Origin of the sequence: Sphingobacterium rhinopitheci (assembly GCF_022627575.1) — a bacterium.
GTDB lineage: Bacteria > Bacteroidota > Bacteroidia > Sphingobacteriales > Sphingobacteriaceae > Sphingobacterium > Sphingobacterium rhinopitheci.
The window spans coordinates 508,085-531,842 of the sequence record NZ_JADEYQ010000001.1 but is presented as its reverse complement, the minus strand read 5'-3'; the positions used below and the strand labels follow the sequence as shown (position 1 = coordinate 531,842).

General features: G+C 34.8%; 17 protein-coding genes and 1 tRNA gene. 10 read left to right on the top strand and 8 right to left on the bottom strand.

The annotated features are described in order from the left end of the window. Positions 1-49 precede the first annotated feature (49 nt). The 3 genes from IP023_RS02330 to IP023_RS02320 all read right to left on the bottom strand — a co-directional run bounded on the left by IP023_RS02330 (position 50) and on the right by IP023_RS02320 (position 1,782). Positions 50-379, bottom strand: coding sequence for a DMT family transporter (locus IP023_RS02330; RefSeq protein WP_241788637.1), 330 nt, complete (start codon positions 377-379; stop codon positions 50-52). A gap of 102 nt (positions 380-481) precedes the next feature. Continuing rightward, positions 482-1,045 carry a Crp/Fnr family transcriptional regulator gene (locus IP023_RS02325; RefSeq protein ID WP_241788636.1) on the bottom strand — a complete coding sequence of 188 codons (564 nt, stop codon included), beginning with the start codon at positions 1,043-1,045 and terminating at the stop codon, positions 482-484. Further along, positions 1,036-1,782, bottom strand: coding sequence for a UDP-2,3-diacylglucosamine diphosphatase (locus IP023_RS02320; protein WP_241788635.1), 747 nt, complete (start codon positions 1,780-1,782; stop codon positions 1,036-1,038). The genes IP023_RS02325 and IP023_RS02320 overlap by 10 nt, the downstream gene beginning before the upstream one ends. A gap of 106 nt (positions 1,783-1,888) precedes the next feature. Between IP023_RS02320 and IP023_RS02315 the strand changes: the two genes are divergently transcribed. The 4 genes from IP023_RS02315 to IP023_RS02300 all read left to right on the top strand — a co-directional run bounded on the left by IP023_RS02315 (position 1,889) and on the right by IP023_RS02300 (position 7,074). Then, complete coding sequence (locus IP023_RS02315; protein WP_241788634.1) at positions 1,889-4,024, top strand: prolyl oligopeptidase family serine peptidase; 2,136 nt, start codon at positions 1,889-1,891, stop codon at positions 4,022-4,024. Between the two features lie 39 nt (positions 4,025-4,063). Further along, positions 4,064-4,636 (top strand): Crp/Fnr family transcriptional regulator, encoded by a 573-nt coding sequence (locus tag IP023_RS02310; protein WP_241788633.1) that lies wholly within the window; start codon positions 4,064-4,066, stop codon positions 4,634-4,636. An 88-nt stretch (positions 4,637-4,724) separates the two neighbouring features. Further along, positions 4,725-5,438, top strand: a complete 714-nt coding sequence (locus tag IP023_RS02305) for a pirin family protein (RefSeq protein WP_241788632.1) — start codon at positions 4,725-4,727, stop codon at positions 5,436-5,438. Between the two features lie 172 nt (positions 5,439-5,610). Beyond that, the gene (locus IP023_RS02300) at positions 5,611-7,074 is read left to right on the top strand and encodes a DUF3943 domain-containing protein (RefSeq protein ID WP_241788631.1); all 1,464 of its coding nucleotides are present in this window, start codon (positions 5,611-5,613) and stop codon (positions 7,072-7,074) included. 43 nt (positions 7,075-7,117) lie between these two features. Here IP023_RS02300 and IP023_RS02295 read toward each other — a convergent pair whose 3' ends face one another. The 3 genes from IP023_RS02295 to IP023_RS02285 all read right to left on the bottom strand — a co-directional run bounded on the left by IP023_RS02295 (position 7,118) and on the right by IP023_RS02285 (position 9,243). Next, a complete protein-coding gene (locus IP023_RS02295; RefSeq protein WP_241788630.1) occupies positions 7,118-7,672 on the bottom strand; it encodes a GNAT family N-acetyltransferase in 555 nt (184 codons plus the stop codon). 83 nt (positions 7,673-7,755) lie between these two features. Next, positions 7,756-9,090: a trigger factor gene (locus IP023_RS02290; protein WP_241788629.1), complete on the bottom strand. Its 1,335-nt coding sequence runs from the start codon at positions 9,088-9,090 to the stop codon at positions 7,756-7,758. 71 nt (positions 9,091-9,161) lie between these two features. Then, a tRNA-Leu gene (locus IP023_RS02285) sits at positions 9,162-9,243 on the bottom strand. Positions 9,244-9,802: 559 nt separating this feature from the next. Between IP023_RS02285 and IP023_RS02280 the strand changes: the two genes are divergently transcribed. Further along, positions 9,803-11,902 carry a S9 family peptidase gene (locus tag IP023_RS02280; RefSeq protein ID WP_241788628.1) on the top strand — a complete coding sequence of 700 codons (2,100 nt, stop codon included), beginning with the start codon at positions 9,803-9,805 and terminating at the stop codon, positions 11,900-11,902. 58 nt (positions 11,903-11,960) lie between these two features. On the opposite strand, the gene IP023_RS02275 is transcribed toward IP023_RS02280, so the two are convergent. Both IP023_RS02275 and IP023_RS02270 read right to left on the bottom strand, forming a co-directional pair. Continuing rightward, positions 11,961-12,908 carry an MlaD family protein gene (locus IP023_RS02275; RefSeq protein ID WP_241788627.1) on the bottom strand — a complete coding sequence of 316 codons (948 nt, stop codon included), beginning with the start codon at positions 12,906-12,908 and terminating at the stop codon, positions 11,961-11,963. Positions 12,909-12,967: 59 nt separating this feature from the next. Continuing rightward, positions 12,968-13,840 (bottom strand): N-acetylmuramoyl-L-alanine amidase family protein, encoded by an 873-nt coding sequence (locus tag IP023_RS02270; protein WP_241788626.1) that lies wholly within the window; start codon positions 13,838-13,840, stop codon positions 12,968-12,970. A 166-nt stretch (positions 13,841-14,006) separates the two neighbouring features. On the opposite strand from IP023_RS02270, the gene IP023_RS02265 reads away from it, so the two are divergent. The 5 genes from IP023_RS02265 (at position 14,007) to IP023_RS02245 (ending at position 23,729) form a co-directional block, all read left to right on the top strand. Continuing rightward, positions 14,007-16,649 carry a putative LPS assembly protein LptD gene (locus IP023_RS02265; RefSeq protein ID WP_241788625.1) on the top strand — a complete coding sequence of 881 codons (2,643 nt, stop codon included), beginning with the start codon at positions 14,007-14,009 and terminating at the stop codon, positions 16,647-16,649. Between the two features lie 20 nt (positions 16,650-16,669). Further along, positions 16,670-17,923, top strand: coding sequence for a competence/damage-inducible protein A (locus tag IP023_RS02260; protein ID WP_241788624.1), 1,254 nt, complete (start codon positions 16,670-16,672; stop codon positions 17,921-17,923). A 106-nt stretch (positions 17,924-18,029) separates the two neighbouring features. Further along, on the top strand, positions 18,030-19,373 hold the full coding sequence (locus tag IP023_RS02255) for a dihydrolipoamide acetyltransferase family protein (RefSeq protein ID WP_241788623.1): 1,344 nt from the start codon (positions 18,030-18,032) through the stop codon (positions 19,371-19,373). An 82-nt stretch (positions 19,374-19,455) separates the two neighbouring features. Continuing rightward, on the top strand, positions 19,456-20,943 hold the full coding sequence (gene cls, locus IP023_RS02250; protein WP_241788622.1) for a cardiolipin synthase: 1,488 nt from the start codon (positions 19,456-19,458) through the stop codon (positions 20,941-20,943). 80 nt (positions 20,944-21,023) lie between these two features. Next, positions 21,024-23,729 carry an Ig-like domain-containing protein gene (locus IP023_RS02245; RefSeq protein WP_241788621.1) on the top strand — a complete coding sequence of 902 codons (2,706 nt, stop codon included), beginning with the start codon at positions 21,024-21,026 and terminating at the stop codon, positions 23,727-23,729. The last annotated feature ends 29 nt before the right edge of the window (positions 23,730-23,758 follow it).

Here is a 23,758-nt window from a genome sequence, read left to right as displayed (position 1 = left end):
TCGGAACTGCAAAAATACTGAAAATTTATTTTATAATTAACAGTAATTATTAATGACTCGAAACTGCTTTTAGACCTACTATCGAAGCTATCAAGGTGAAGATGAAGAATACACGCCAAAAATCAGCTGGTTCCTTAAAGAATAATATACCTATTAGTACGGTTCCTACTGCACCAATTCCGGTCCATACAGCATATGCAGTGCCCAAAGGAAGGGTCTGTGTGGCTTTTATAAGAAGCGCCATGGAGGCAAATAAGCAAAGGATAAAACCACCGTACCACATATATGTTGTTGATCCTGTAGCTTCTTTTGCTTTACCAAGACAAGTCGTAAAGCCAATTTCAAATAGGCCACCTAGTATTAAAAATATCCAATTCATAATGTATGTTATTTATTGATACAAATGTCCAACAAATTAGATAGATATTTTTTTACAAATGTTAAAAAATACAAATACTGTAGGGAAGGTGTCAATTATAAGCTACTTTATTTCAGATCTTATTCGTGATAAAGTAACTTGTGATACCCCTAGATAAGTTGCTATATAGCCGAGTTTGATGTGCTGTAACAAGGTAGGTTCTTTGGTTAGTAAATCTTGATAACGCTCTGCTGCAGATTTAAATAAACTTTGCATGAGCCTTTCTTCAATCTTAATAGTTTCGATTTCTGCTAGTTTTCTGCCCCAGTTTGCAATAGGAAGAGATGTTTCGTAGAGCTCTTGTAATTTAATGATTGATATGCGATGTACTATACAACCCGTTATACTATCTACAATTTCGTATGTAGGTTTGCCGTAGACGTAACTATTTAGTGGTAGAATAATATTTCCTGGAAAGCAAAAATCTAATATTACCTCTTTATCTTGTTTGGGGTAGTAAATTCTACAGATTCCCTTTTCAAGAAAATAGATATACTTATTTGTTGTGTTCTGCGCAATAAAAGTAGTTTGTTTTGGAAACTCAACTATTTCGGCGATAGCAATTAATTTGTTTATTTCTGTTTCCGCTAAAGGATAAATTTTTAGAATACCATCTTTTAGTTCCATTTCTCAAGTTTTAATTTTGTGCCATCCCAAACAGCATACGTTTGATATTTAATCCATTCACCAAGATTTATAATCTCGGCGTCGGTTGTTAATGGCAATTGATAGGGGAAATGTCGATGTCCGAATATAAAATAATCGTAGTGCTTTTGTTCTACTACTTCTTTCGAATATTGAATTAACCATTCTTTGTCTTCTCCTAAGAATTTTTCATCTTCATTATTAGAAACGCGACTATGCTTGGACCAACGTGTAGCGATGCCAATTCCTAGATTTGGATGCAGTCGGGCAAATAGCCATTGGCAAAAGGAACTTCTGAATATTTTTTTTAAGAATTTGTATTTCGTGTCGCCAGCACCTAAACCATCACCATGATGGATATAGAAGGTTTTTCCATCCAATTGTAGTTCAAGTTCATCGTTAACGATAGTGGCATTTAATTCCTTTTTGAAATAACCAAACATCCACATGTCGTGATTACCTTTGAATAGTGTAATCTTGATGCCTAAATCAGATAACTCTGCAAGCTTACCTAAAAAACGGATATAACCTTTTGGGACAACGGTACTATATTCAAACCAAAAGTCAAAAATATCACCTACCAGAAATAACTCCTTCGCATCATTTTTGATGTAATCTAGCCATTGTATGATTTTTTTTTCGCGTTTTTCGGAATCCGTCAATGGGTAAGATCCTAAATGGAAGTCAGAAGCGAAGTAAATCTTATCTCTTATTTGCATAGCGCTGTAAAATTACCAAAATTGAAGCAGTTAACAAAAGGTCTTCTATTTTGGTATTTTAAATCGTTAAGTTTGTTTTATAATTTGAATGGTTATGAAAAGAAATATGAGTTTCATCTTGTTGGCATTAACTATTGTTGGGTGTCAGCATACAAAACATCTTGACCCTGTGAAAGACATTACATTAAAACCTTATCCACAAACAGAAAAAATATCACATAAAGAGGTGTATTTTGGTGTTGAAGTGGACGATCCATACCGTTGGTTGGAAGATGATTTGGCTACAAATACCAAAGAATGGGTAAAATTAGAAAATGAGGTTACAGAAGACTATTTGTCTCAAATTCCCTATCGTAATGCGATAAAATCTCGGTTGGAACACTTGTGGAATTATGCGAAATTCTCCGCGCCATTTGTAGAAGGTGATTATACTTATTTTTATAAAAATGATGGTTTACAAAATCAATCTGTTTTGTACCGTAAAAAAGGGGATAGTGGTAACGAAGAAGTATTTTTAGACCCTAATCAATTTTCTAAAGATGGTACCACTTCTTTAGCAGGTATTTCTTTTAGTAAAGATGGTTCAAGAGTAGCGTATCAGATATCTGAAGGTGGTTCTGATTGGCGTAAAGTCATTGTACTGAATGCTGCAGATAAATCTGTTATCGGGGACACATTGATTGATGTAAAATTCTCAGGCTTGGCCTGGCAAGGCAATGAAGGTTTTTATTATAGCTCATATGATAAACCCAAGCAAGCTTCGGCCTTATCAGCAATGACTGACCAACATAAGGTATATTATCATAAATTAAATACAGCACAAAGTACAGATCAACTGATATTCGGAGGTCAGGAAATACCACGTCGTTATCTCGGTGCTTATTTGACAAATGATGAGCGCTTTTTGATTATCTCTGCTGCGAATACGACTTCTGGGAATGAGATTTGGATGAAAGATCTCCATGATCCCAATGCTAAATTTATTTGTCTAGTAAATAATTTTGATAAAAATCACGCTATTATAGATAATGATGGTGAAAAATTATTTATCTACACGGAGTTGGATGCCCCTAATGGACGTGTGGTAACAGCTGATTTTTCTAATCCTGGAACCACAAGCTGGAAAACATTAATTGCTGAAACTGATCAAGTATTATCCCCTTCGACTGGTGGAGGGAAGATATTTGCTAATTACCTCAAAGACGCAACTTCTTTGGTCAAGCAATATGATAGAACAGGTAAATTGGAACGTGAAGTGGAGTTACCTGGTGTAGGTACGGTGGCTGGTTTTGGTGCAAAAGATGATGATAAAGAATTGTATTATACTTTTACCTCATATATCAATCCAGGTACGATTTATACCTATGATATTGCATCTGGTAAATCTGAAATATATAAGCAGTCTACAGTTCAATTTGATCCTACTCAATACGAATCGAAACAAGTATTTTATTCCTCTAAAGACGGAACGAAAGTTCCTATGATTATAACGTATAAAAAGGGTATTAAATTAGATGGAACTAATCCGACTATGTTGTATGGTTATGGTGGTTTTAATATTAGTTTGACGCCTTCATTTAGTGTATCTACTATTATTCTATTGGAGCAAGGTGGTGTGTATGCTGTCGCCAATTTGCGTGGCGGTGGTGAGTACGGTGAGAATTGGCATGTGGCAGGAACTAAGATGAAGAAACAAAATGTGTTTGATGATTTTATTGCTGCTGCAGAATACTTGATCGCAGAAAAGTACACATCTTCGCCAAAATTAGCAATTTCTGGTGGTTCTAATGGCGGACTTTTAGTGGGTGCGGTAATGACACAAAGACCTGACCTGTTCAAAGTAGCGTTTCCAGCAGTAGGCGTATTGGATATGTTGCGTTATCACAAATTCACAGCTGGTGCCGGCTGGGCTTTTGATTATGGTACAGCAGACGATAGCAAAGAAATGTTTGAATACTTATATAAGTATTCACCTTATCATGCACTAAAGCCTAATACAGCTTATCCAGCAACATTGGTATTGACAGCAGATCATGATGATCGTGTCGTACCTGCTCATTCATTCAAATTTGCGGCGAGACTACAAGAGTATAATACAGGATCTAATCCAGTGCTGATTCGAATTGATACCAATGCTGGGCATGGTGCTGGCAAATCTACTTCTATGGTCATCTCCGAGCATACGGACAGGTGGGCCTTTATGTTCCAAAATATGGGACTTGGCTATACAGAAATTAAGTAGTAATTTAGTAAGGACGGTTTTAAACCGTCCTTTTTTATTATGATTGAAAAATTAATACAGCATATCAATGGTGTAACAGCTTTGAACAGTGAGGAGGAAAATGTGATAAGAGAGTTGTTTAAAGAAAAGGTGATTCCACGTAAAACATTTTTATTGCGTTCCGGAGAATTTGCCAATTATTCTGCTTTTGTAGTCGAGGGATGTTTGCGCTCCTATGCGATAGATAAGGATGGCTATGAACATATCTTACAATTTGCACCTGAAAATTGGTGGATATCGGATATGTATAGCGCGGTAAAACAAGTGCCTAGTGAGCTGAATATAGATGCATTATTAGATACAAAAGTTTTGATCTTGCAACGTACATGTCAGCTCAGTTTATTTGACCGAATACCTAAGTTGGAGAGGTATTTTCGTATTCTGACAGAAAATGCTTTAGCAGCAAGCAATCATCGTACAATAGATTATTTAACGTTGACAGCCAAGCAACGGTATGAGAAATTTTGCAATTTGTACCCTACCATTATTAATACAATACCGCAGAAATCCGTAGCTTCTTATATTGGTATCACACCCGAATTCTTAAGTAAGTTGAGAGCTGAAAGAACATAAAAGCATATTTTCTTTATAATTATTAATATAGGTTAATAATTACAGGAGCTTATTTACCTTATCTTTGTGCTAACAAATAAGGACAAAAATGGCAAATACAATTTTATTTAAAGCAGATAGTAGAGGGCGTGCAGATCACGGTTGGTTAAAAAGCTTTCATACATTTAGTTTTGCTGGATATCATAATCCTAATAGAATGCATTTTGGTGCATTGCGTGTTTTGAATGATGACTATGTAGCTGCAGGCAATGGATTTGGTACTCATCCACATAGTAATATGGAGATTATTTCAATACCGTTGGAAGGTGTCTTGGCACATAAAGATAGTATGGGGAATAATGGGGTAATTCGTCCTAATGAAATCCAAGTGATGAGTGCGGGATCAGGTGTGGAGCATAGCGAATTTAATGGCAGTGATACTGATGCGGTTAAGTTTTTACAAATTTGGTTATTTCCGAATAAAGATAATGTAACGCCTAGATATGATCAAATCCAAATTGATCCGCAAGATCGCAAAAATAAGTTTCAACAAATAGTATCGCCTAATCCCGAAGATGCAGGTACTTGGATTCACCAAGATGCGTGGTTTCATTTGGCAGATATAGATCAAGATAAAGAATTGAAGTATTCTTTTAAAGGTGAAGGTACTGGATTATATCTATTCGTATTAGAAGGGGAGGTAGATGTCCTTGATCATACCTTGTCTAGACGTGACGCTATAGGTATTACTGATGTAAGCGATATCATTATTAAAGCTACTACGGCTACATCTTTATTATTGATGGAAGTACCTATGTATTAGTGGTATTGCAAACGTATAATTATAATTCAATTGAGAACAACAAAAGACCATAATTAATTATGGTCTTTTGTTGTTCTCAATTGAAAATAATATTATGTATGGGTTCAAAACATTATTCCATTTTTATTGTTAATTATTAAATTTAATATCATATTCTTTACTTTTTTCGTTTATGCGAATTACTTTAACATTATTTTTATTTTTAACGGGCCTTATAGGTCATGTAAGTGGGCAAGATAGTTTATTATTGCCAGTAGATTCTATTCCTATTACTATTGATTCTCAAGAAGGACCTAATTTATGGAAACCCATAGATAAAGATACTTTATTTGATTTTTCTGATGCTTCTGTTACGCGTCCAAAGCACTTTTGGCGTGCAGGAACGGAATGGTTATTAATACAAGCTGTACCTGCTACCTTCAATAGATTTATTCGTAGGGATCCGTACTCCTATATTAGTTTTAAGAATTTTATAAAACATCAGGGCTTAGGTGCTTGGCAGTGGGATGATAATCAATTTAGTACCAACCAGATTGACCACCCTTATCATGGACAATTGTATTTTAATGCCTTTCGTAGCAATGGTTATAATTTTTACCAATCAAGTCTTGCAACATTAGCTGGAAGTTATATTTGGGAAACAGCGGGGGAGACACAAGCTCCTTCGATCAATGATTTAGTAAATACTACTTTTGGAGGTATTATATTGGGGGAGATGACACATAGAGTATCACGCAATATTTTGGCACGTAACCGCAAAGGAGGTTATAATTTGGGTAATGAAATTGTAGCTTTATTAGTTAACCCTTTAAATGGATTGAATAGGATTTTAGATGGTAAATGGGGAAAGCCTGTCGACAAGTATTATGCGGTAGATTCTTCTGTGATACATGCTGTAGTTGAGCTTGGGGTAAGAAGGTTTGATGCTCAGGACAATGAATATATACAAACAGGAAAGAATTCTATATTTGGTAGATTACGATTTTTCTATAATAATGGTGATCACAATTATAAAAGACCATTCGATGAGTTCTCTGTTAATTTAGAAGTTGGTAATGGTGATAGTACATTTGTCAATGCTATTAACGTACACGCGCTGTTGAGTGGTGCGGAGTTCTTTAAAACAAAAACAGGCGAACATTTTGGTACATTGAATGCCCATTATGATGTATATAATAATGATGCTTTCTTTTATGGGGCACAAAGTATTGTATACAACTGGAACTCAAAATTTAAATATAAGAATGACAATAAATTTAATATAAGTGTTGGTGCGGGGGCAGTACTACTAGCTGCAGTACCGGATCCTTATCTTCTATATGGTGATGCTAGGAATTACAATTACGGCTCTGGGGTATCGTATCGTTTTCGAGGTGAGCTTAGTGTTTTTCAGCGATTGTTGATTTCTGGTAATTACAATGGAGGTTATTTCCATACTATTAGTGGTAACGATTCTTATTACTTGTTACATACGGCGTCATTAGATGCTAGTGTAAGGTTGGTAAGTAAATTTTCCTTAAATATTTCTACAGGTTATTTTGTGTTGGAGTCAAATTATAAAGATCCTCAATATGCAGATTTCACTAAGAAGTATCCTTTTGGTAGGGTTTCCTTAGCATACAATATATCGTTCTAAATAGAGTCGGTCTTTAAGCCTTATCTAATCTAAAAAATGGAGCTTATGCATAGTGCATATGCTCCATTTTTTTTCCAAAGATATCACGTTCTTCTACTACCTTAAATCCCATACCGAGGTATAATTTCTTAGCAGTAGGATTTTCATTATCAACCAATAAGCCTAATACTTTATGTTGTTGGTTGACATAATGATCTATTGCAAACTGTAAGAGTTGTTTACCTAAACCTTTGCCTCTGACGGTGGGAGAAATGGCAAAAGTATCAATATACATCTCTCCAGCTCCGGTTTCCGCTTCGGCCATGTAATCATGTCCATATTTTTGTTTTATATTATCTAGTACATTTTGTCGCAATAGCTCAAAGTTGGAACCATCATAAATACAAATATGCCCAATTATCTGATCGAGTTCTTGCAGTACAAATATATTTTCGTATGAATATTGATTGTTCTTTTGCATCACTAAAGATTCTATAAAAGCATTAGCTTCGTTTTGGTCTTCTTTACCGATAAATTGGTAGGTAATCTCTAGCATTGCCATATTGATGAGCTTCGCTAGTGCAGGAGCGTCACTCGGTTGTGCAGGTCTTATAATCATAGTGTTGTTGGGTATTATACAATATAAACAAAAAAAGAGCCGATCTGAAGATCGACTCTTTTATATATTGTTTAAAATTTAGCTTATTTGTCTAAACTTTCAAATTTATCGTAGTCAATCTCTACAGAGTTAATTTTAATTGTTGTTTTCAAATAATCGAAAACTTTCAATGCTTTTACCTCTTCAAACAAACGGTTTGCTTGCTCTCTATCAGATAATAATTGTAAAGCGAATTGACCTAATTGCTCATCTGTAGGCTCCTCATTGATGTTGTACATCTTGATTTGCGCATAGATACGTTCCTTTGCTAAGTCTACAACCTCATCGTATTTTACTTCTAAGTTATTAGCAGTAACGATACGGTTCTCGATGATCGTCCATTTCAAGTTAGAGATAAAGTCAGCAAAACCTTCTTCGATTTCTTCAGTAGAAAGGTTAGGGTTTGTAGCTTTTAACCATCTTTTTAAGAATGCTTCAGGGAAAGTAGCGTTAACTGCATCCATACCGAATGTGTATAGATCGTTACGTAGTTTTTGAGCAGCATTTTGTTTAAATAAGTTCTCTACTTCTTCTTTAACTTTAACATTAAATTGTTCTTCTGAAGTAACTTCACCTGCAGGGAACAATTTGTCGAAGAAATCTTGATCTAATTCTGATTCTTCAAGACGATTAATGTTTTTAACTGTTAATTCGAATTTTGTAACGTCTAAGTTCTCAGCTTCTTCTTCAGTGATACCTAAGATACGGGCTAAGTCAGCTACTTTGAATGCTTTTTTAACATCAATTTTAACGGTGTCATCATTCTTGATACCTACTAAAGATTTCTTAATCTTAGCATCTTCGATGATATCTGTACGTATTGAAGTCGTATTTTCTAAACCTCCTTCTTTATCTTGTTTCAAGACAGCGTATAATACATCACCTTCTTCTGATACTTCAGGATTAGTCATTTTACCATAACTACGGCGCAAGTTTTTGATGCGCTCAGCTAATGTAGCATCGTCAGCTTTGATATCGTATTCTGTAAATTCTGTCTCTGCTGTAAAAGGAATAGCGAATTCTGGCGCTAAACCAATTTCATAGTTAAAGGAGAAATTATCTTTATAATCCCAGTTGTATTTCGCTTCATCTTCGCCTTCAACAGGAAGTGGTTGACCTAATACTTCAAGTTTTTGTTCAGTGATATAAGCAGATATTTTTTCATTTATTACACGGTTGATCTCATCCAAAAGGATAGATTTACCTAATGTACGTCTGATGTGACCTACAGGAACTAAACCCGGACGGAATCCAGGTAATTTAGCTTTCTTAGCCTGTTCTTTGATCGTTTTGTCAACAGCAGGGTTATAATCTTCTGGTGCTAAATCAACGGTAATTTTAGCGTTGATATCATCAATTTTCTTATGTGAAATATTCATACTTTCTTAGCGTTATATTCGCAATATAAAAAAAAATCCTCCCGATTCATTTTGTTCGGGAGGATATCAAGTGCGGAAGAAGGGACTCGAACCCCCACGCCTCGCGGCGCCAGATCCTAAGTCTGGTGCGGCTACCAATTACGCCACTTCCGCAGTTAGGATTTCTTTTGTGATACAAAGATAGTATACTAATTGACATCTGTCAAGTGTTTTTTAATAAATATTGATTGTTTTTATTTTGTTTTTAGCTAAATGCCTTATTATCAATTTTAAAAAATTTTCATTTTTTTTTCATGATGAAAGAAACGAGAGCTATTTGGAGGTTAAAATGACGTTTTAGCTACTCAAGGAGGTTTAATAAGCATTAGGATAGTGGAAAAAATAGCTGAAAAATTATTTCAGTAGGTGATTTTTCGTCATTATCTGTTTTTCTTAGAGAGCTAAAAGAATCAATTTAGTATATAAAATATGTTTTCACTACCTATTGCTATAGGTATAACTTAGTTCTTACCTATTGATAAGTTTTTTCAATTGTAGTATATAATGTCCCTTTACTATTATATCAGCTTTATTTAATGAATGATCCTATATTATAGATTTACGCTTGATTATAAAAGATGAATATTCTCCTACTTACTATTGTTGCCGGGGCAGTAAATTATAGTAACTTATATGATTTTGTTATCTTGCATTCAGTAAATAGGGATAGATTATGAATAAAATATCGATTTTGGCAATAGCATTGATGTTAAGCTCTTCTGCTATAGCGCAAAAGAAACCAGAGCGTCAAATGGACAAAAGTTTAATAGATAGTAAGATTGAACAATCTTTTGCAAAGAAAAACATGACTCCAATGGATTTATGGAACCTAAGTAGAGTTTCTGCTGAAGGGATTACAAATGATGGACGTACATTAGTTTATGGTGTTTCTAATTATTCACTAGAAAGTAATAAGTCGGAAAAGAACTTATTCACCGTAAATATGCAGTCCGGAAAAACGAGTCAGTTGACTCATGACTTGGGCGGTGAATCTGTTGTTAAGATTGAGGCTAATGGTGATGTTATATATTCGCATAAAGGTCAGTTATGGAAAAAGAATGTTAACGGTACTGATGCCGTGCAATTGACGGATGTACCTGATGGTTTAGAAAATGTAGTTTTTTCGCCCGATGGTAAATATATATTGTTTAGTAAGGCAGTATTATTGAAAACATACCATAGTCCTAATAAGTTTGAGGATTTACCCAAATCTAATATGTTTATCTACGATGATCTCGAATATCGTCATTGGGATACTTTTAATGATGGTAAATTTAATCACCCTTTTGTAGCAACCTACGATAATGGTAAAATAGGAGAACCTATTGATTTATTAGGTGATCAACCTTTTTACAGTCCACAAGCACCTTTTGGGGGAGCAGAGGATTTTGTATGGTCTCCAGATAGTAAGTCTGTTTTGTATGTGTGCAAGAAAAAATTTGGTAAAGAGTATGCTACAAGTACAAATACTGATATCTATAAATATGAACTAGCTTCCAAACAAACTACCAATATAACGGAAGGAATGATGGGGTACGATACCAATCCTGTATTTAGTCCTGATGGAAAGGTGTTGGCTTGGACGAGCATGAAAACCGATGGATACGAAGCAGATAAAAATGATATCATTTTACAGAATTCTGTAACGGGTCAAAAGTTGAACTTAACTGGACATTGGGATGAAACGGTAAGTTCATTTAAGTGGAGCAATGATAATAAGAAGATTTATTTCACAGCAGCGACACGTGGTACAGTACAGTTATTTGTGGTACATATCCCATCTAATTGGAACAATCGTGCTTTGCCCGCTATAGAACAATTGTCTGAAGGACAATTTGATATTGCAAGTATTGTTGGAGAAACAAAAGACGGTATCGTAGTTACTTCAACTAAAATGACGCGTGCTGCAGAAGTATTTCTATTTAACCTGAAATCGAAAACGCTAAAACCAATAACGCAGGTCAATGAGAAGATGTATGCTGGTTTTAAAGATACTAAGGTAGAAGGAAGATTTACAAAAGCTTCAGATGGTCAAGATTTATTCTCTTGGGTAATATATCCGCCAGATTTTGATCCAAGCAAAAAGTATCCTACTTTATTATTCTGTCAAGGTGGACCACAATCGGCAACAACACAAAGCTACTCCTTTCGATGGAGTTTCCAATTGATGGCATCTCAAGGATATATCGTTATATTACCTAATCGTAGAGGTATGCCGGGTTGGGGAGTAAAATGGAATGCCGACATCTCCAAAGATTGGGGTGGTCAAGCGATCCGTGATTACTTATCGGCAATAGATGATTTCAAAAAAGAACCGTATGTGGATAACGATCGAATAGGAGCAATAGGTGCAAGCTATGGCGGTTATTCTGTTTTTATGTTGGCGGGTATTCACGAGAATCGTTTCAAAACGTTTATCTCCCATAATGGCTTGTTTGATATGACCTCTTGGTACAATACAACAGAAGAATTATTCTTTGCTAATCATGATTTAGGAGGCCCATATTGGGAGGATAAGAATTCAAAAACATACAATGAGTTTAATCCACTCAAACATATTGACAAGTGGAATACGCCGATTATGATTTATCAAGGTGCTAAGGATTACCGTGTGCCTGTAGGTCAAGGATTAGGCGCTTTTCAAGTAGCACAATTAAAAGGTATCAAAAGTAGGCTTGTATATATGCCTGATGAAAATCACTGGGTGCTTTCGGGACAGAATGCATTAGTATGGCAACGAGAGTTTTTTAATTGGTTGAAAGAAACACTTTAATATTATAAAAAGAAAGGCTGAATCATTTGATTCAGCCTTTCTTTTTATAATATATTTTTTACTTAGTATCTTTTTTACCGAATATTGAAATCTTTAAATATTTAGCAGGATTTGTTTTAACATCGTATATTAATTGGTCTAAATTTTCTGATGCATTAGATAAATTATTATACAATTTGTCGTCATTAACCAATAAACCTAGAGAGCCTTCGCCATTATTTATTTTATCGGTTATCGATTGAACATCTTTCATAGCTTGGTTTGCGTTCTCTATGGTAGCTTTAATTTCAGATTTTGCCAAGTCATCAGATAAATTGTCCAAGTTGGCTAATATACTGTTAAGCTTTTTATTGTTATTCTTAAAATTGTCAGTGATAGATTCTAGATTATACATAATTTTTGCCAATCTAATTTTTTCTGACCCCATTAAGCTTTCAACGTTATTCGTAATCTTTTCCATATTATTTAAAGAAATAGATATACTACGTAAGCTACTTTTAAAGTCTCTTTGAAATTCTTCATCTAATGCCGTATTTACACCTGATAATACAGAATCTAATTTAACAACGAGATTCTCAACCTTCTTTTGTAGGGGTTCTACTTTCTCCATTAAATTTGCTTGTACATCAGATTGAAGTGGGTCGCCACTGTTGGCATATGTTTTACTGTTTCCCAAATTAAATACTATTACTTTGCTTCCCAATATACTTTCATTTACAATACGTGCTATCGTATTTGAAGGGATTTCATATTCATTTTTAATCTTGAATTCAGTACGTATTTTTCCATTTTCTAGAAGATACATTTTGGAAACATGACCTATTTGATAGCCGTTTACTAATACTGGTTTTGAGGTCGTCAGGCCATCAACATTGTCATAGTCCGTGTAAAACATGTTATCCGTGCTGAATACATCATTTCCTCGTAAAAAACTATAACCAATAAATAGTACAGCAATCGCTAGAGTAGTAATTGCACCAACCTTAGTTTCGTTAGATAATTTCAAAATAGTTTATTTAGCGTTAAATTTCCTATTAGTAAGTAACAAACTAATAGTGAAAAAGTTTATTTTTCTACGTTATTTTTGTATGTTTTTATTGCTTGAAAAAGATTGTCTACAATTTCACGCTGTCCTTCTGTTGACATCATGAATTCTTCTTCCTCAGGGCTACTAATAAAACCGAGCTCCGTAAGTACAGCAGGCATGGCAGCTGTCGCCAATACAGCAAGACCCTGTTCTTTAACGCCTCTATTTCCGCGTGCGGAAGCTGCATATTGATTTTGAATATATGTTGCTAATCGAATACTTTGATCACGGTATTGTCTTTTCATCAATTTGAAAACAATATAGCTAGAAGGATCTTTTGGATCAAAACCATTATAGTTGTCTTGGTAATTTTCCTCTAATAAAATAGAAGCATTTTCACGAATAGCGACATCTTGTTCGTTTGTTCTATTTATACCACATACTAATGTTTCAGTTCCGCGTACTTGTGGGTTTCTTTTGACAGAGTTTACATATTTTCCTCTCGAATTTCTTACGCGCACATCTCTGTCGGCAGAGTTACAGTGTACAGATATAAAAAGGTCAGCTTTGTGCTTGTTAGCTAATGCTGGTCTTTCGTATAGTTTGGGGTATACATCTGTGGTTCTAGTATATATTACTTTTACCCCAGGTAACTCTTCCTCTATACGTTTACCTAATTTAAGAACGACCTCTAAATTAAGGTCTTTTTCATTTGATTTTCTTCCTACAGCACCAAAATCATGACCACCATGTCCTGCATCTAAACATATAACCTTTACTTTGGAGAGTGAATTGATAGGGGGATTATTATGTGGTTTTGTGGATGATATATTAAAAGATGATGTTACAAATAAAATAGAAATAGCTATAGCTGAGGAATTTATTTTTTTAACAATATTTAAAAGTTTCATCTATATTTTTTTTACAAATTTGTTGTGTTTAATTTTCACTCAACAACAAAGATAATGGATTCTAACGTATATAATTAAAATAAGAATCGTTTATTGCTATTTTTGACTATTTTTGTAGTTGTATTTTTATACTTAACACGCTATTTTTAACAATTTATCCGCCCCCTTGAAGACGTTGATACGTATTACATGTGTATTTATATTCCTGTTTATAGGGATGGTTAATGCTATTTCTCAAGTTGTAAATCCCCGCACCTCAGCTGCGGTTATTTCTGATAGTGCCCAAACTGATACTACTAAAAATTATTTAAAATCATCTACAGGTCAAGATACAGTAATGATGAAAGATGAAAGTGGTTTGGAAACACAAGTTCTAATTGTGGCTAATGATTCTGCTTGGAATGAAGTTCAAAGAAATATTATTCATTTATATAGTGGCGCAAAAGTAAAGTATCAAGATTTTGAACTTTCCGCTGATTATATTCGGTTAGATCGTAATAATAATATGTTATTTGCTAGTGGTGTTACAGATAGTAAAGGTAAATACATAGGTAGGCCTGTTGTGTTGTTTCCTAATGATACACCGAAGGCGGTCGATTCTTTGCGATATAATTATAAAACATTGGAAGGTAAGACCTTTGGGGTAATGACTGAAGTAGATGGCGCGTATATTCAAGCGCAGGTTTTACGAAAGAATTTGTATGATGAGTTATCCATTTTTAAGGGCTTATATAGTACATGTAACCTACCAGAGCCACACACACATTTTGGTATTCACATTTCAAAAGGACTTATTACGGATAAGAAAATTATAGCTGGACCATCGTATCTTGTTGTTGAACATATTCCTATTAAATTTTTAGCGGTACCATTTGCCTTCTTTCCGAAACAAGATAAAGGACAGTCTGGTTTTTTGTTTCCTTCTTTTGGCGATGATGTCAATAGAGGATTTGGGTTACGTGATTTGGGTTGGTATTTGAATTTTAATGATTATTGGGATTCTGAGATTAGAGGTAGTTTTTATTCTAAAGGTTCGTGGGAGTCATCGATAAGGACGAATTATTTAGTAAATTACAAATATAGTGGTGGATTCAATATACGTTTTGCATCTACTAAAGTGGGGGTCGAGGGTGCGACGAATTATGGCAGTAATCGAGATTTTAATGTTACTTGGAATCATACGCAGCGTCAAGAAGCAAATCCAGGAACATCATTCTCTGCATCTGTAAACTTTGGTACATCTTCTTATTTTCAAAATACAGGAGCTAATAGTACGTATGATTACGATCAGTTGATTCGTAATAATATGTCATCTTCTATTAGTTACGGAAAAGTATTTGCGGATGGTAAGGTGAATTTTACATCCAGTTTGAGCCATCGCCAAGATATGGCTTCTGGTAATATCTATTTGCAATTACCTACATTCTCCCTAAACGTAGCTACATTTAATCCTTTTGATTCTAAGGATCGAGTAGGAGAGCAAAAATGGTATCAACGTATTACGGTTGGTTATAGCTTGCAAGGAAGTAATACCTTGTCGACAGGCGATTCGACGTTATTCACGAAGCAAACATTAAAAGAGTTTACCAACGGTTTTCAACATAATATTCCTGTTAGTTTGAGCTTAAATGCTTTCAAGCATTTTCAATTTAATACTTCTGTCAATTATACAGAAAGGTGGTATCTGCAAACCATCCGCAAAGGCTTAGAAAATGAATTGAATGGAATCAAAGATGTTACCGATACCGTTCCTGGTTTTCGTCGTGCTTATGATTATTCTTTTTCTACAGGATTGTCGACCAAGATATATGGTATGTATCCGAAAATTGGTAAAATCGAAGCTATACGTCATATTGTTACACCTTCTGTGAACTTCAACTATAGACCTGATTTTGCTGATGCTAGATATGGTTTCTACCGTGATTTTATTAATCAAAATGGTGCTGTTTCGCAATATTCGATTTTTCAGAATGGTATATATGGTAGTCCATCAGCAGGAAAATCAATGGGTATAGGTTTTTCTGTAGATAATAATATTGAAGCTAAGATTCGCGACTCCAAAGATTCTACAGGTAATGGCTTTAAGAAAATTCCAATTTTACAAGGATTATCTTTTAGTGGTAATTATAATTTTGCTGCGGATTCACTAAAGCTTTCTACTATTAGTTTTTCAGGAAGAACGGCCTTATTTAATCAAAAAATAAACTTAAACTTCAATGGTACATTAGATCCATATGAGCTAGATTATAGAGGGCAGCGTGTAGATAAATATACTATTCAAGATGGTAAATTGGCTCGTCTTACTAATTTTGGCTTATCATTTGATTATAGTTTTAATCCTAATGCATCTAAAAGCCGTAGCGGTAATATTGATTCGTTGCGCAATAATATGCCTAATATGACGCCGGAGCAGGCGCAGGCATTAGCACGTATCAGTCAAGACCCCAATGCTTTTGTTGACTTTAATATTCCTTGGAATTTGGCGGGATCTTTCAATTTTCAGTACTTCACCCGTTTTGATCTCGATCAACGAAGAGAGCGTTCGGATTATTCTGCAGCCTTAAATTTTCATGGTGATTTTAATCTTACTCCCAAATGGAAAATTCAATTTAATTCGGGATACGATTTTAAACAAAAAGAATTGTCCTTAACTCGTTTCTCTATTTATCGTGATCTTCATTGTTGGGATATGTCGATGGGATGGGTTCCATTTGGAAGATATCAAAGTTACAACATTACTATTCGCGCGAAAGCTTCGATCTTACAAGATCTTAAACTTACAAAGCGTAATAGTCATTATACGTATTAATTATTTGCTAACTTTTTGTTATGAAAGCTGAAATAATAACCATCGGAGATGAAATATTATTAGGTCAGATTGTCGATTCCAATTCCGCATGGATAGGACAACAATTGGATTTGAAAAATATATCTGTCAAACAAATAACGTCTATTTCGGATAGAAAAGACGCGATATATTCGAGCTTGAAACTAGCGTCTAATAGAGCAGATTTAATTATCGTTACAGGTGGGCTTGGCCCGACCAAAGATGATGTAACAAAAGAAACGATATCATCTTATTTTCAATCTCCCTTAGTACTTGATGAAAAAGTATTACTACATGTAAAGAAAATTTTTTCAAAAAATCGTCCAGGTCAGGAAATACCTACCTCGAACTATGCTCAAGCCGAAGTATTAGCTTGTGCGGAAGTTCTTTTCAATGATGTCGGTACGGCGCCAGGGATGTGGATAGAATATGAAGGAAAGATATATGTCTTCTTACCTGGCGTGCCTTTTGAAATGAAATTCCTGATGGAACAACGTGTTTTTCCTAAGCTAATTGACAAGATTAGTAGTACAAAGGTGTACCATGCACATATTATAACTGTAGGTTTGGGAGAATCTTTTTTGGCAGAAAGAATTAAAGATATCGAAGATCGATTACCTACACATATTAAACTTGCCTATTTACCCAAATTAGGTTTAGTACGTCTTCGCCTTACTTCTCAAGGAGAGGATTACGATAGTTTGAAAAAGGATACTGATTTATTTGCACAAGAGATTATTTTACGTTTGCAGGATTATGTTGTAGCTGACAAAGATATTTCCTTTGAAGAGGTGATTGTTCAGACATTTGCTGCAAATAAGTTAAAAGTAGCTTTTGCTGAAAGTTGTACTGGCGGTAATTTGGCTGGGGCTATAACTTTGGTGCCAGGAGCATCTCAAATATTTGACTGTGGAATAATAGCATATTCCAATTCAATAAAAACGAATATTCTTGGGGTTGAAGAATCTGTGCTTACTGAATATGGCGCGGTCAGTGAGCAGACGGTAATACAAATGGCAGCAGGTATTCAAAAAATAAGTAATGCCGATTATACGGTTGCTACAAGTGGCATAGCGGGACCTGGTGGTGGCACTACAGAGAAACCTGTAGGTACGGTTTGGATTGCGGTGCAGGGCAAATATGAGGTTGTCACAAAGAAATTTGAATTCCGAAATGATCGTCGAATAAATATAGAAAGAACAATAGCCCAAGCATTGATCATGCTTTGGAAATTGTTTAAAAAAGAATTGTCCTAATTTCGAAATATAATTTTGGTATATATATAAAATCAATTATTATATATTGTCCTTAGCGTTTTAATTCATATTTTTTTAACTTAGTATCCTTAATTACGATATAACTATGGGATTTTTCAAATTGGTACTTCCAAAAATGGGAGAAAGTGTTTCTGAAGCGACGTTAACTAAATGGTTAAAGTCAGTAGGGGAGCATATCCAAGAAGACGAAACATTAGCCGAAATAGCGACCGATAAAGTAGATTCTGAAGTACCCTCATCTGTATCTGGTATTATCAAAGAACTTTTATTCGCAGAAGGGTCAGTTATTCAAGTAGGAGAACCAATAGCTATTTTGGAAATTGAAGGTGACGATAAAGTAGATACGACCACGTTAGTATCAAATAATACGGCAAAGGAAGTTGCAGAAGAAGTGGAGGTAGATTTCGAAATTCCGGGTACTGAACTTTTACAAACTACAGAACAACCTACTGTTTCGCATAGCAATCTTGATGGACAAGGTAGGTTTTATTCTCCTTTAGTAAGAAATATCGCATATAAAGAAGGGTTGGAATCGTCTGAATTAGAATGTATTGTAGGTTCTGGAAGTGAAGGTAGAGTGACAAAACAAGATGTGCTTGATTATCTCGCTACACGAGCTAATACTGTCGTAAATAAACAAACAGTTACTAACATACAAAGCCAGTCTTCTACGGCGAATATACCTGCCACAGCACCTGCTATGGTGGTTAAATCTTCTAATGGTGACGAAATAATAGAAATGGATCGTATGCGCAGATTGATTGCTGATCATATGGTTAATAGTATACGTACTTCACCGCATGTATTTTCTGTAGTTGAAGCTGATGTTACGAATTTGGTCAATTGGCGAAATAAAGTTAAAGATAGTTATAAGAAGCGTGAAGGCGAAAATATAACATTTACGCCATTGATTATCGAAGCTATTAGTAAAGCGCTTAAAGATTTTCCAATGATTAATGTTTCTGTAGATGGTAATAATATCATCATAAGAAAACATATCAATATTGGTATGGCAGCAGCGCTGCCAACAGGTAATCTTATAGTTCCTGTTATCAAAGATGCTGATCAATTGAGTTTAGTAGGTTTGAGTAAAGCAGTGAACGATTTAGCAGTTAGAGCGAGGGGCAACAAGTTAAAACCTGATGACACGCAGGATGGTACTTTTACATTTACCAATATCGGAGCATTTGGTAATATCTTTGGGATGCCTATTATTAATCAACCACAAGCAGCGATACTTGCTGTAGGTACCATTACAAAAAAACCTGCTGTATTAGAAACAGCAGATGGTGATGTTATCGCTATACGTCATATGATGTATCTTACGATGTCTTATGATCACCGTGTCATTGATGGTGCATTAGGAGGGTCTTTTTTAAGACGTGTAGGTGATTACCTTGAAAAATGGGATAAAGACAGAGAAATTTAGGTTTAAGTATAAAATAAAAGAAGTCTATGAGTCATCATAGACTTCTTTTTTGTGTCGAACATTTTGTTTATATTGATACAGTATGGAGATATTTGAGGCCTTAGAACCATTCTGGGATTTTGCAAGGAATTGGTATTGGATACCATTATTACTTCTTTATGCGGGGGTGATTAGTACAATACTAATTGAAAATGGAAATCCGACAAAGACCATTGCATGGATTTTGGTTATTGTTTTTCTGCCTTTGGTAGGTTTAATTTTATATTATTTTTTTGGACAGAAATATGTTAAAGTACAAAAAATAAAAAGAATTAATCGACAACAGACTGTCAAGTTGGAAAAGAAATGGCGTGAATTGGATCCTATTATGGATTCTTTTATTCAAGACATTCACGAAAAGATTGGTGACTTATCCAAAGTGTATCGTCTGATGAAGAAAGAAAGACTTTCTTTGCCTACGTTAAATAATAATGTCCAGCTTTTGATAAATGGAGAACAAAAATTCCCTCTATTTATAGCAGACTTATTGAATGCGAAGCATTCTATACATATGGAATATTATATTTTTGAAACAGATAGTATTGGCACACAGATACTTGATATTCTAGAAAATAAGGCACGTGAAGGAATTATCGTACGTTTATTGGTAGATAATTTTGGGTCTCCTCAATTGGTTAAATATATGCGTAAGAAGCAAGATAGTAAAATTCTGTTCTATGCTTTTTTACCGGTAACATTTACCTCTTTGGCCAACTCAAATTATAGAAATCATCGAAAGATAGCCGTAATTGATGGCGCTGTAGGATATATTGGCGGAATTAATATTTCTGATAAGTATATAAACGATCCTAAAAATACTAAACAAGTTTATTGGAGAGATACTGCTGTTCGCTTTGAAGGAAATGCGGTTAATATGTTGCAATTAAGCTTTTGGAGCTCTTGGAACCAGACTGAAGGAATCCCTTTTCTATTGGAAGATGGTTATTTGAAAATTAATCGAGACAAGGAAATGGGTAGTGGTGCTGCAGGAGTAGGTTTCGTCTCCAGTGACCCTGCTTCCATTGGTCCGTTTAATATGGAAGCTTTATTATTAGCAATTGGTGAAGCGCATACCAGTGTCCGGTTGTGTACGCCTTATTATATCCCTAGTCAGGAGTTAGAACGTGCTTTGATAGTGGCTGCTTCTTCGGGGGTCAATGTAGAGCTGATGATTCCGAATACTTCGGACTCTTTCTTGGTAAGACACGCTTCTTTGTCATTTTTGAAACCATTATTGCAACGTAATGTAAAAGTATATTTATACAATAAAGGATTCTTACATGCTAAGACGGTTACGATAGACGACAAGCTGTCCTTTGTGGGGACTGTTAATCTTGATATACGTAGTTTTTATATCAATTATGAGATTGCGGCTATTATTTCAGATCCTCCGCTATGCATCCAATTGCAAAATCAATTTGAACAAGACAAAAAGGAAAGTACTTTATTAAATTTAAGTACTTGGGAAGCTAGGTCTCGTCTAGAAAAAGCAATAGATTCTGTTTGTAGATTATTGGCTCCATTGTTATAATATGTTAAATTCTATTGTAAATTATACCTTTTATAAGTGATAAAAGATATAATTTTTATCTTTAGCTAAATACTGATTTAATGAAAACTATTAGACCTATTTATTACGTATTTCTATTCGTTCTATTTTATTTGCCAATACAGGCCCAAGAGGTACCAAAGATTCCAATTAATACCGTTGTGGAGCGTTTGCAAAAATATTTAGGGGTATATCCCGTCGAGAAATTGCACCTACATTTTGATAAACCTTATTATGCAGTAGGGGATACCTTGTGGTTCAAAAGTTATTTGCAGCACAATCAAATCGAATATACACCAAGCAAAATTGCTTATGTAGACATCGTTAATAGTAGAGATTCGCTGATTCAAACATTGCGTATACCGCTCAAAAATGGAGCTGGAGAAGGCTTCTATGTATTAGATCCTCAGGTTATCAAACAGGATAACTATCGCTTTAGAGCTTATACCAAATGGATGATGAATTTTTCAATGGACAATTTTTATAATAAAGTTATCCCTATTGGTGATGCCATTAATAAAAAATTAGGTACGGATATTACCTATACACCTGATGGTAATAAGACCAAAGCTACTATTCAATTTAGAGATGGTAATGGAAATATCTTAGCACGTAAGAAAGTAAGCTGGGAAGCAAGTGACGGATGGGATGCTTTTGATAAAGGTAAGGGTGAAACTGATGCCATGGGAAGTGTGAGTCTTTCTTTTTCGTCTAAAGATAAAGAACTCTTAAAGAAGGGACATCTGGTTGTCAAGATTGACGGCGAAACGACCCAGGTAGGTGATTTTCCGCTTCGTCATGCACTGGAGGAAGTAGATCTACAGTTTTTTCCTGAAGGAGGTGATTTATTAGCTAATGTATCCAAAAAAGTAGCTTTTAAAGGCATAGGTATTGATGGGAAATCCGTACGTCTTAAAGGTAAAATTATCGATAGTAAGAAGAAAACAGTAGCTGAATTCAGTGACTTGGGATTAGGAATGGGGACATTTGAATTTACTCCGACGATGGGCGAATTATATAAAGCAGTCGCTACTCTGCCCAACGGTACCGAACGTACATTTGAATTACCTGCTGTGAAAGATGATGGTGTTAATTTAGTGGCTACAATCAAAAATAATGAAAGTATCAATATCTCTCTTGTTATGAGTGAAGCTTTCTTTGCTAAAGTTCAAAATCAACCTTATTATATCTTTGGTCAGCTAAATGGTCATTTGATATATGGCGCTCAAGTAACGATTAAGAGTACTAATGTATCTATCAGCGTACCAATAAAAGATTTACCGAATGGAATTATTCAGTTTAGCTTAGTTTCCCCGCAGGGGAAAGCATTGAGTGAAAGATTAGTATTCAATGAAGCAGCGGAGAATTTAGCTATTCAGGTAAAATCTGATAAGAGTAATTATGCCCAGAAGGAAAAAGTAAAATTGAATATATCAAATGTGACGTCAGAAAAAGCATTGTCGACTTTGTCAGTTGCTGTTATTGATGAGTCAAAAGTTCCTTTTGACGATCATCATGAAAATTCAATCTTGAGCAATTTGTTATTGACCTCTGACCTTAAAGGATATATCGAAAAGCCTAATTATTATTTTGATAAGCAGGTAGCTAATCGTGAGGAAGCCTTAGATGCTTTATTAATGACCCAAGGTTTTAGACGTTTTTCGTATGATGATTTAATAGCACAAAAATATCCTAAAGTAGATTTTTTGCCGGAGCAAGGGATAAATTTGTCTGGGACATTGCGTCTCAATACAGGTAAACAATACCCTAATGGTGGTTTATTATTATCTATTCCTGAAAAGGCAATTCGTAAGGATGTATATACGGACAACAATGGACGTTTTGTATTTGAGGATTTAAATTTCCCTGACTCTGTTAAAGTAACTATTAATGCCCGTGGAAATGATAATTATAGAAATCTAATTATAAATTTAGATCAAACATATTATCCGGCTATTGACTTAGACAATCCATATAAAGCTAATGAGGTTTTGAATATTGACAAGCACATTAGTGAATATCTTGTCAATAGCAAAAATGAATTTAGAAAATCTTATTTGATAGACGAAGTAACGGTTACTGCTAATCGTAAGATCATCCGAACAAGTAAAGAGTTCTCAGCACTATCTGGTCTTTCTATGGCTGATCATAGGATAGAAGGGGAGCGCTTGAGTGGTTGTAATGTATTAAGTATGTGTTTGAATACATTGTTGACAGGCGTTACATTCGATTCTAATACCCAAAAATATTTTTTGACACGGAGTTACAATCAAGGCGCTAGGACACCGGTTCAGTTTTTCTTGAATGGTATGCCTATTGATGAAAATACGTTAAATTCCATTAATCCAAATGAAGTCGAAGCGATAGAGATTTTCACAAAAGATGATTTGGGAACAGTAAGTAGACTTTATCAAAATAATGGGGTTGTTTCCATTATTACTAAAAAGGAAAAACCCAAAGGACCAAGAATGAGCTTAGCGCAAATTGAAGCGATGTTGCCGAAATCAAATGTCATAGATTTATTCCCATTAGGTTACATTAAAGAACGTACATTTTACACGCCAAAATATGAAACAGCACAAAGTAAGGAGATTAATGATTATAGATCTACCATATTATGGAAACCTGACGTTGAATTGGATGAAAGTGGCAACTCTATAATAGAATTTTATAATGCTGATGGCAATGGTAAATATAAAGTCGTAGTAGAAGGGATGGATGCTAATGGTAAAGTAGGAAGGACAGTCTACTATTATGACGTAAAATAGAACTAATTAAGTACTATAGAATAAAGCCT

What these genes read in the sequence shown, in the direction of transcription:
- IP023_RS02330 (WP_241788637.1), bottom strand. Translation starts at nt 379, where the DNA reads ATGAATTGGATATTTTTAATACTAGGTGGCCTATTTGAAATTGGCTTT.
- IP023_RS02325 (WP_241788636.1), bottom strand. Translation starts at nt 1,045, where the DNA reads ATGGAACTAAAAGATGGTATTCTAAAAATTTATCCTTTAGCGGAAACA.
- IP023_RS02320 (WP_241788635.1), bottom strand. Translation starts at nt 1,782, where the DNA reads ATGCAAATAAGAGATAAGATTTACTTCGCTTCTGACTTCCATTTAGGA.
- IP023_RS02315 (WP_241788634.1), top strand. Translation starts at nt 1,889, where the DNA reads ATGAGTTTCATCTTGTTGGCATTAACTATTGTTGGGTGTCAGCATACA.
- IP023_RS02310 (WP_241788633.1), top strand. Translation starts at nt 4,064, where the DNA reads ATGATTGAAAAATTAATACAGCATATCAATGGTGTAACAGCTTTGAAC.
- IP023_RS02305 (WP_241788632.1), top strand. Translation starts at nt 4,725, where the DNA reads ATGGCAAATACAATTTTATTTAAAGCAGATAGTAGAGGGCGTGCAGAT.
- IP023_RS02300 (WP_241788631.1), top strand. Translation starts at nt 5,611, where the DNA reads ATGCGAATTACTTTAACATTATTTTTATTTTTAACGGGCCTTATAGGT.
- IP023_RS02295 (WP_241788630.1), bottom strand. Translation starts at nt 7,672, where the DNA reads ATGATTATAAGACCTGCACAACCGAGTGACGCTCCTGCACTAGCGAAG.
- IP023_RS02290 (WP_241788629.1), bottom strand. Translation starts at nt 9,090, where the DNA reads ATGAATATTTCACATAAGAAAATTGATGATATCAACGCTAAAATTACC.
- IP023_RS02280 (WP_241788628.1), top strand. Translation starts at nt 9,803, where the DNA reads ATGAATAAAATATCGATTTTGGCAATAGCATTGATGTTAAGCTCTTCT.
- IP023_RS02270 (WP_241788626.1), bottom strand. Translation starts at nt 13,840, where the DNA reads ATGAAACTTTTAAATATTGTTAAAAAAATAAATTCCTCAGCTATAGCT.
- IP023_RS02260 (WP_241788624.1), top strand. Translation starts at nt 16,670, where the DNA reads ATGAAAGCTGAAATAATAACCATCGGAGATGAAATATTATTAGGTCAG.
- IP023_RS02255 (WP_241788623.1), top strand. Translation starts at nt 18,030, where the DNA reads ATGGGATTTTTCAAATTGGTACTTCCAAAAATGGGAGAAAGTGTTTCT.
- cls (WP_241788622.1), top strand. Translation starts at nt 19,456, where the DNA reads ATGGAGATATTTGAGGCCTTAGAACCATTCTGGGATTTTGCAAGGAAT.
- IP023_RS02245 (WP_241788621.1), top strand. Translation starts at nt 21,024, where the DNA reads ATGAAAACTATTAGACCTATTTATTACGTATTTCTATTCGTTCTATTT.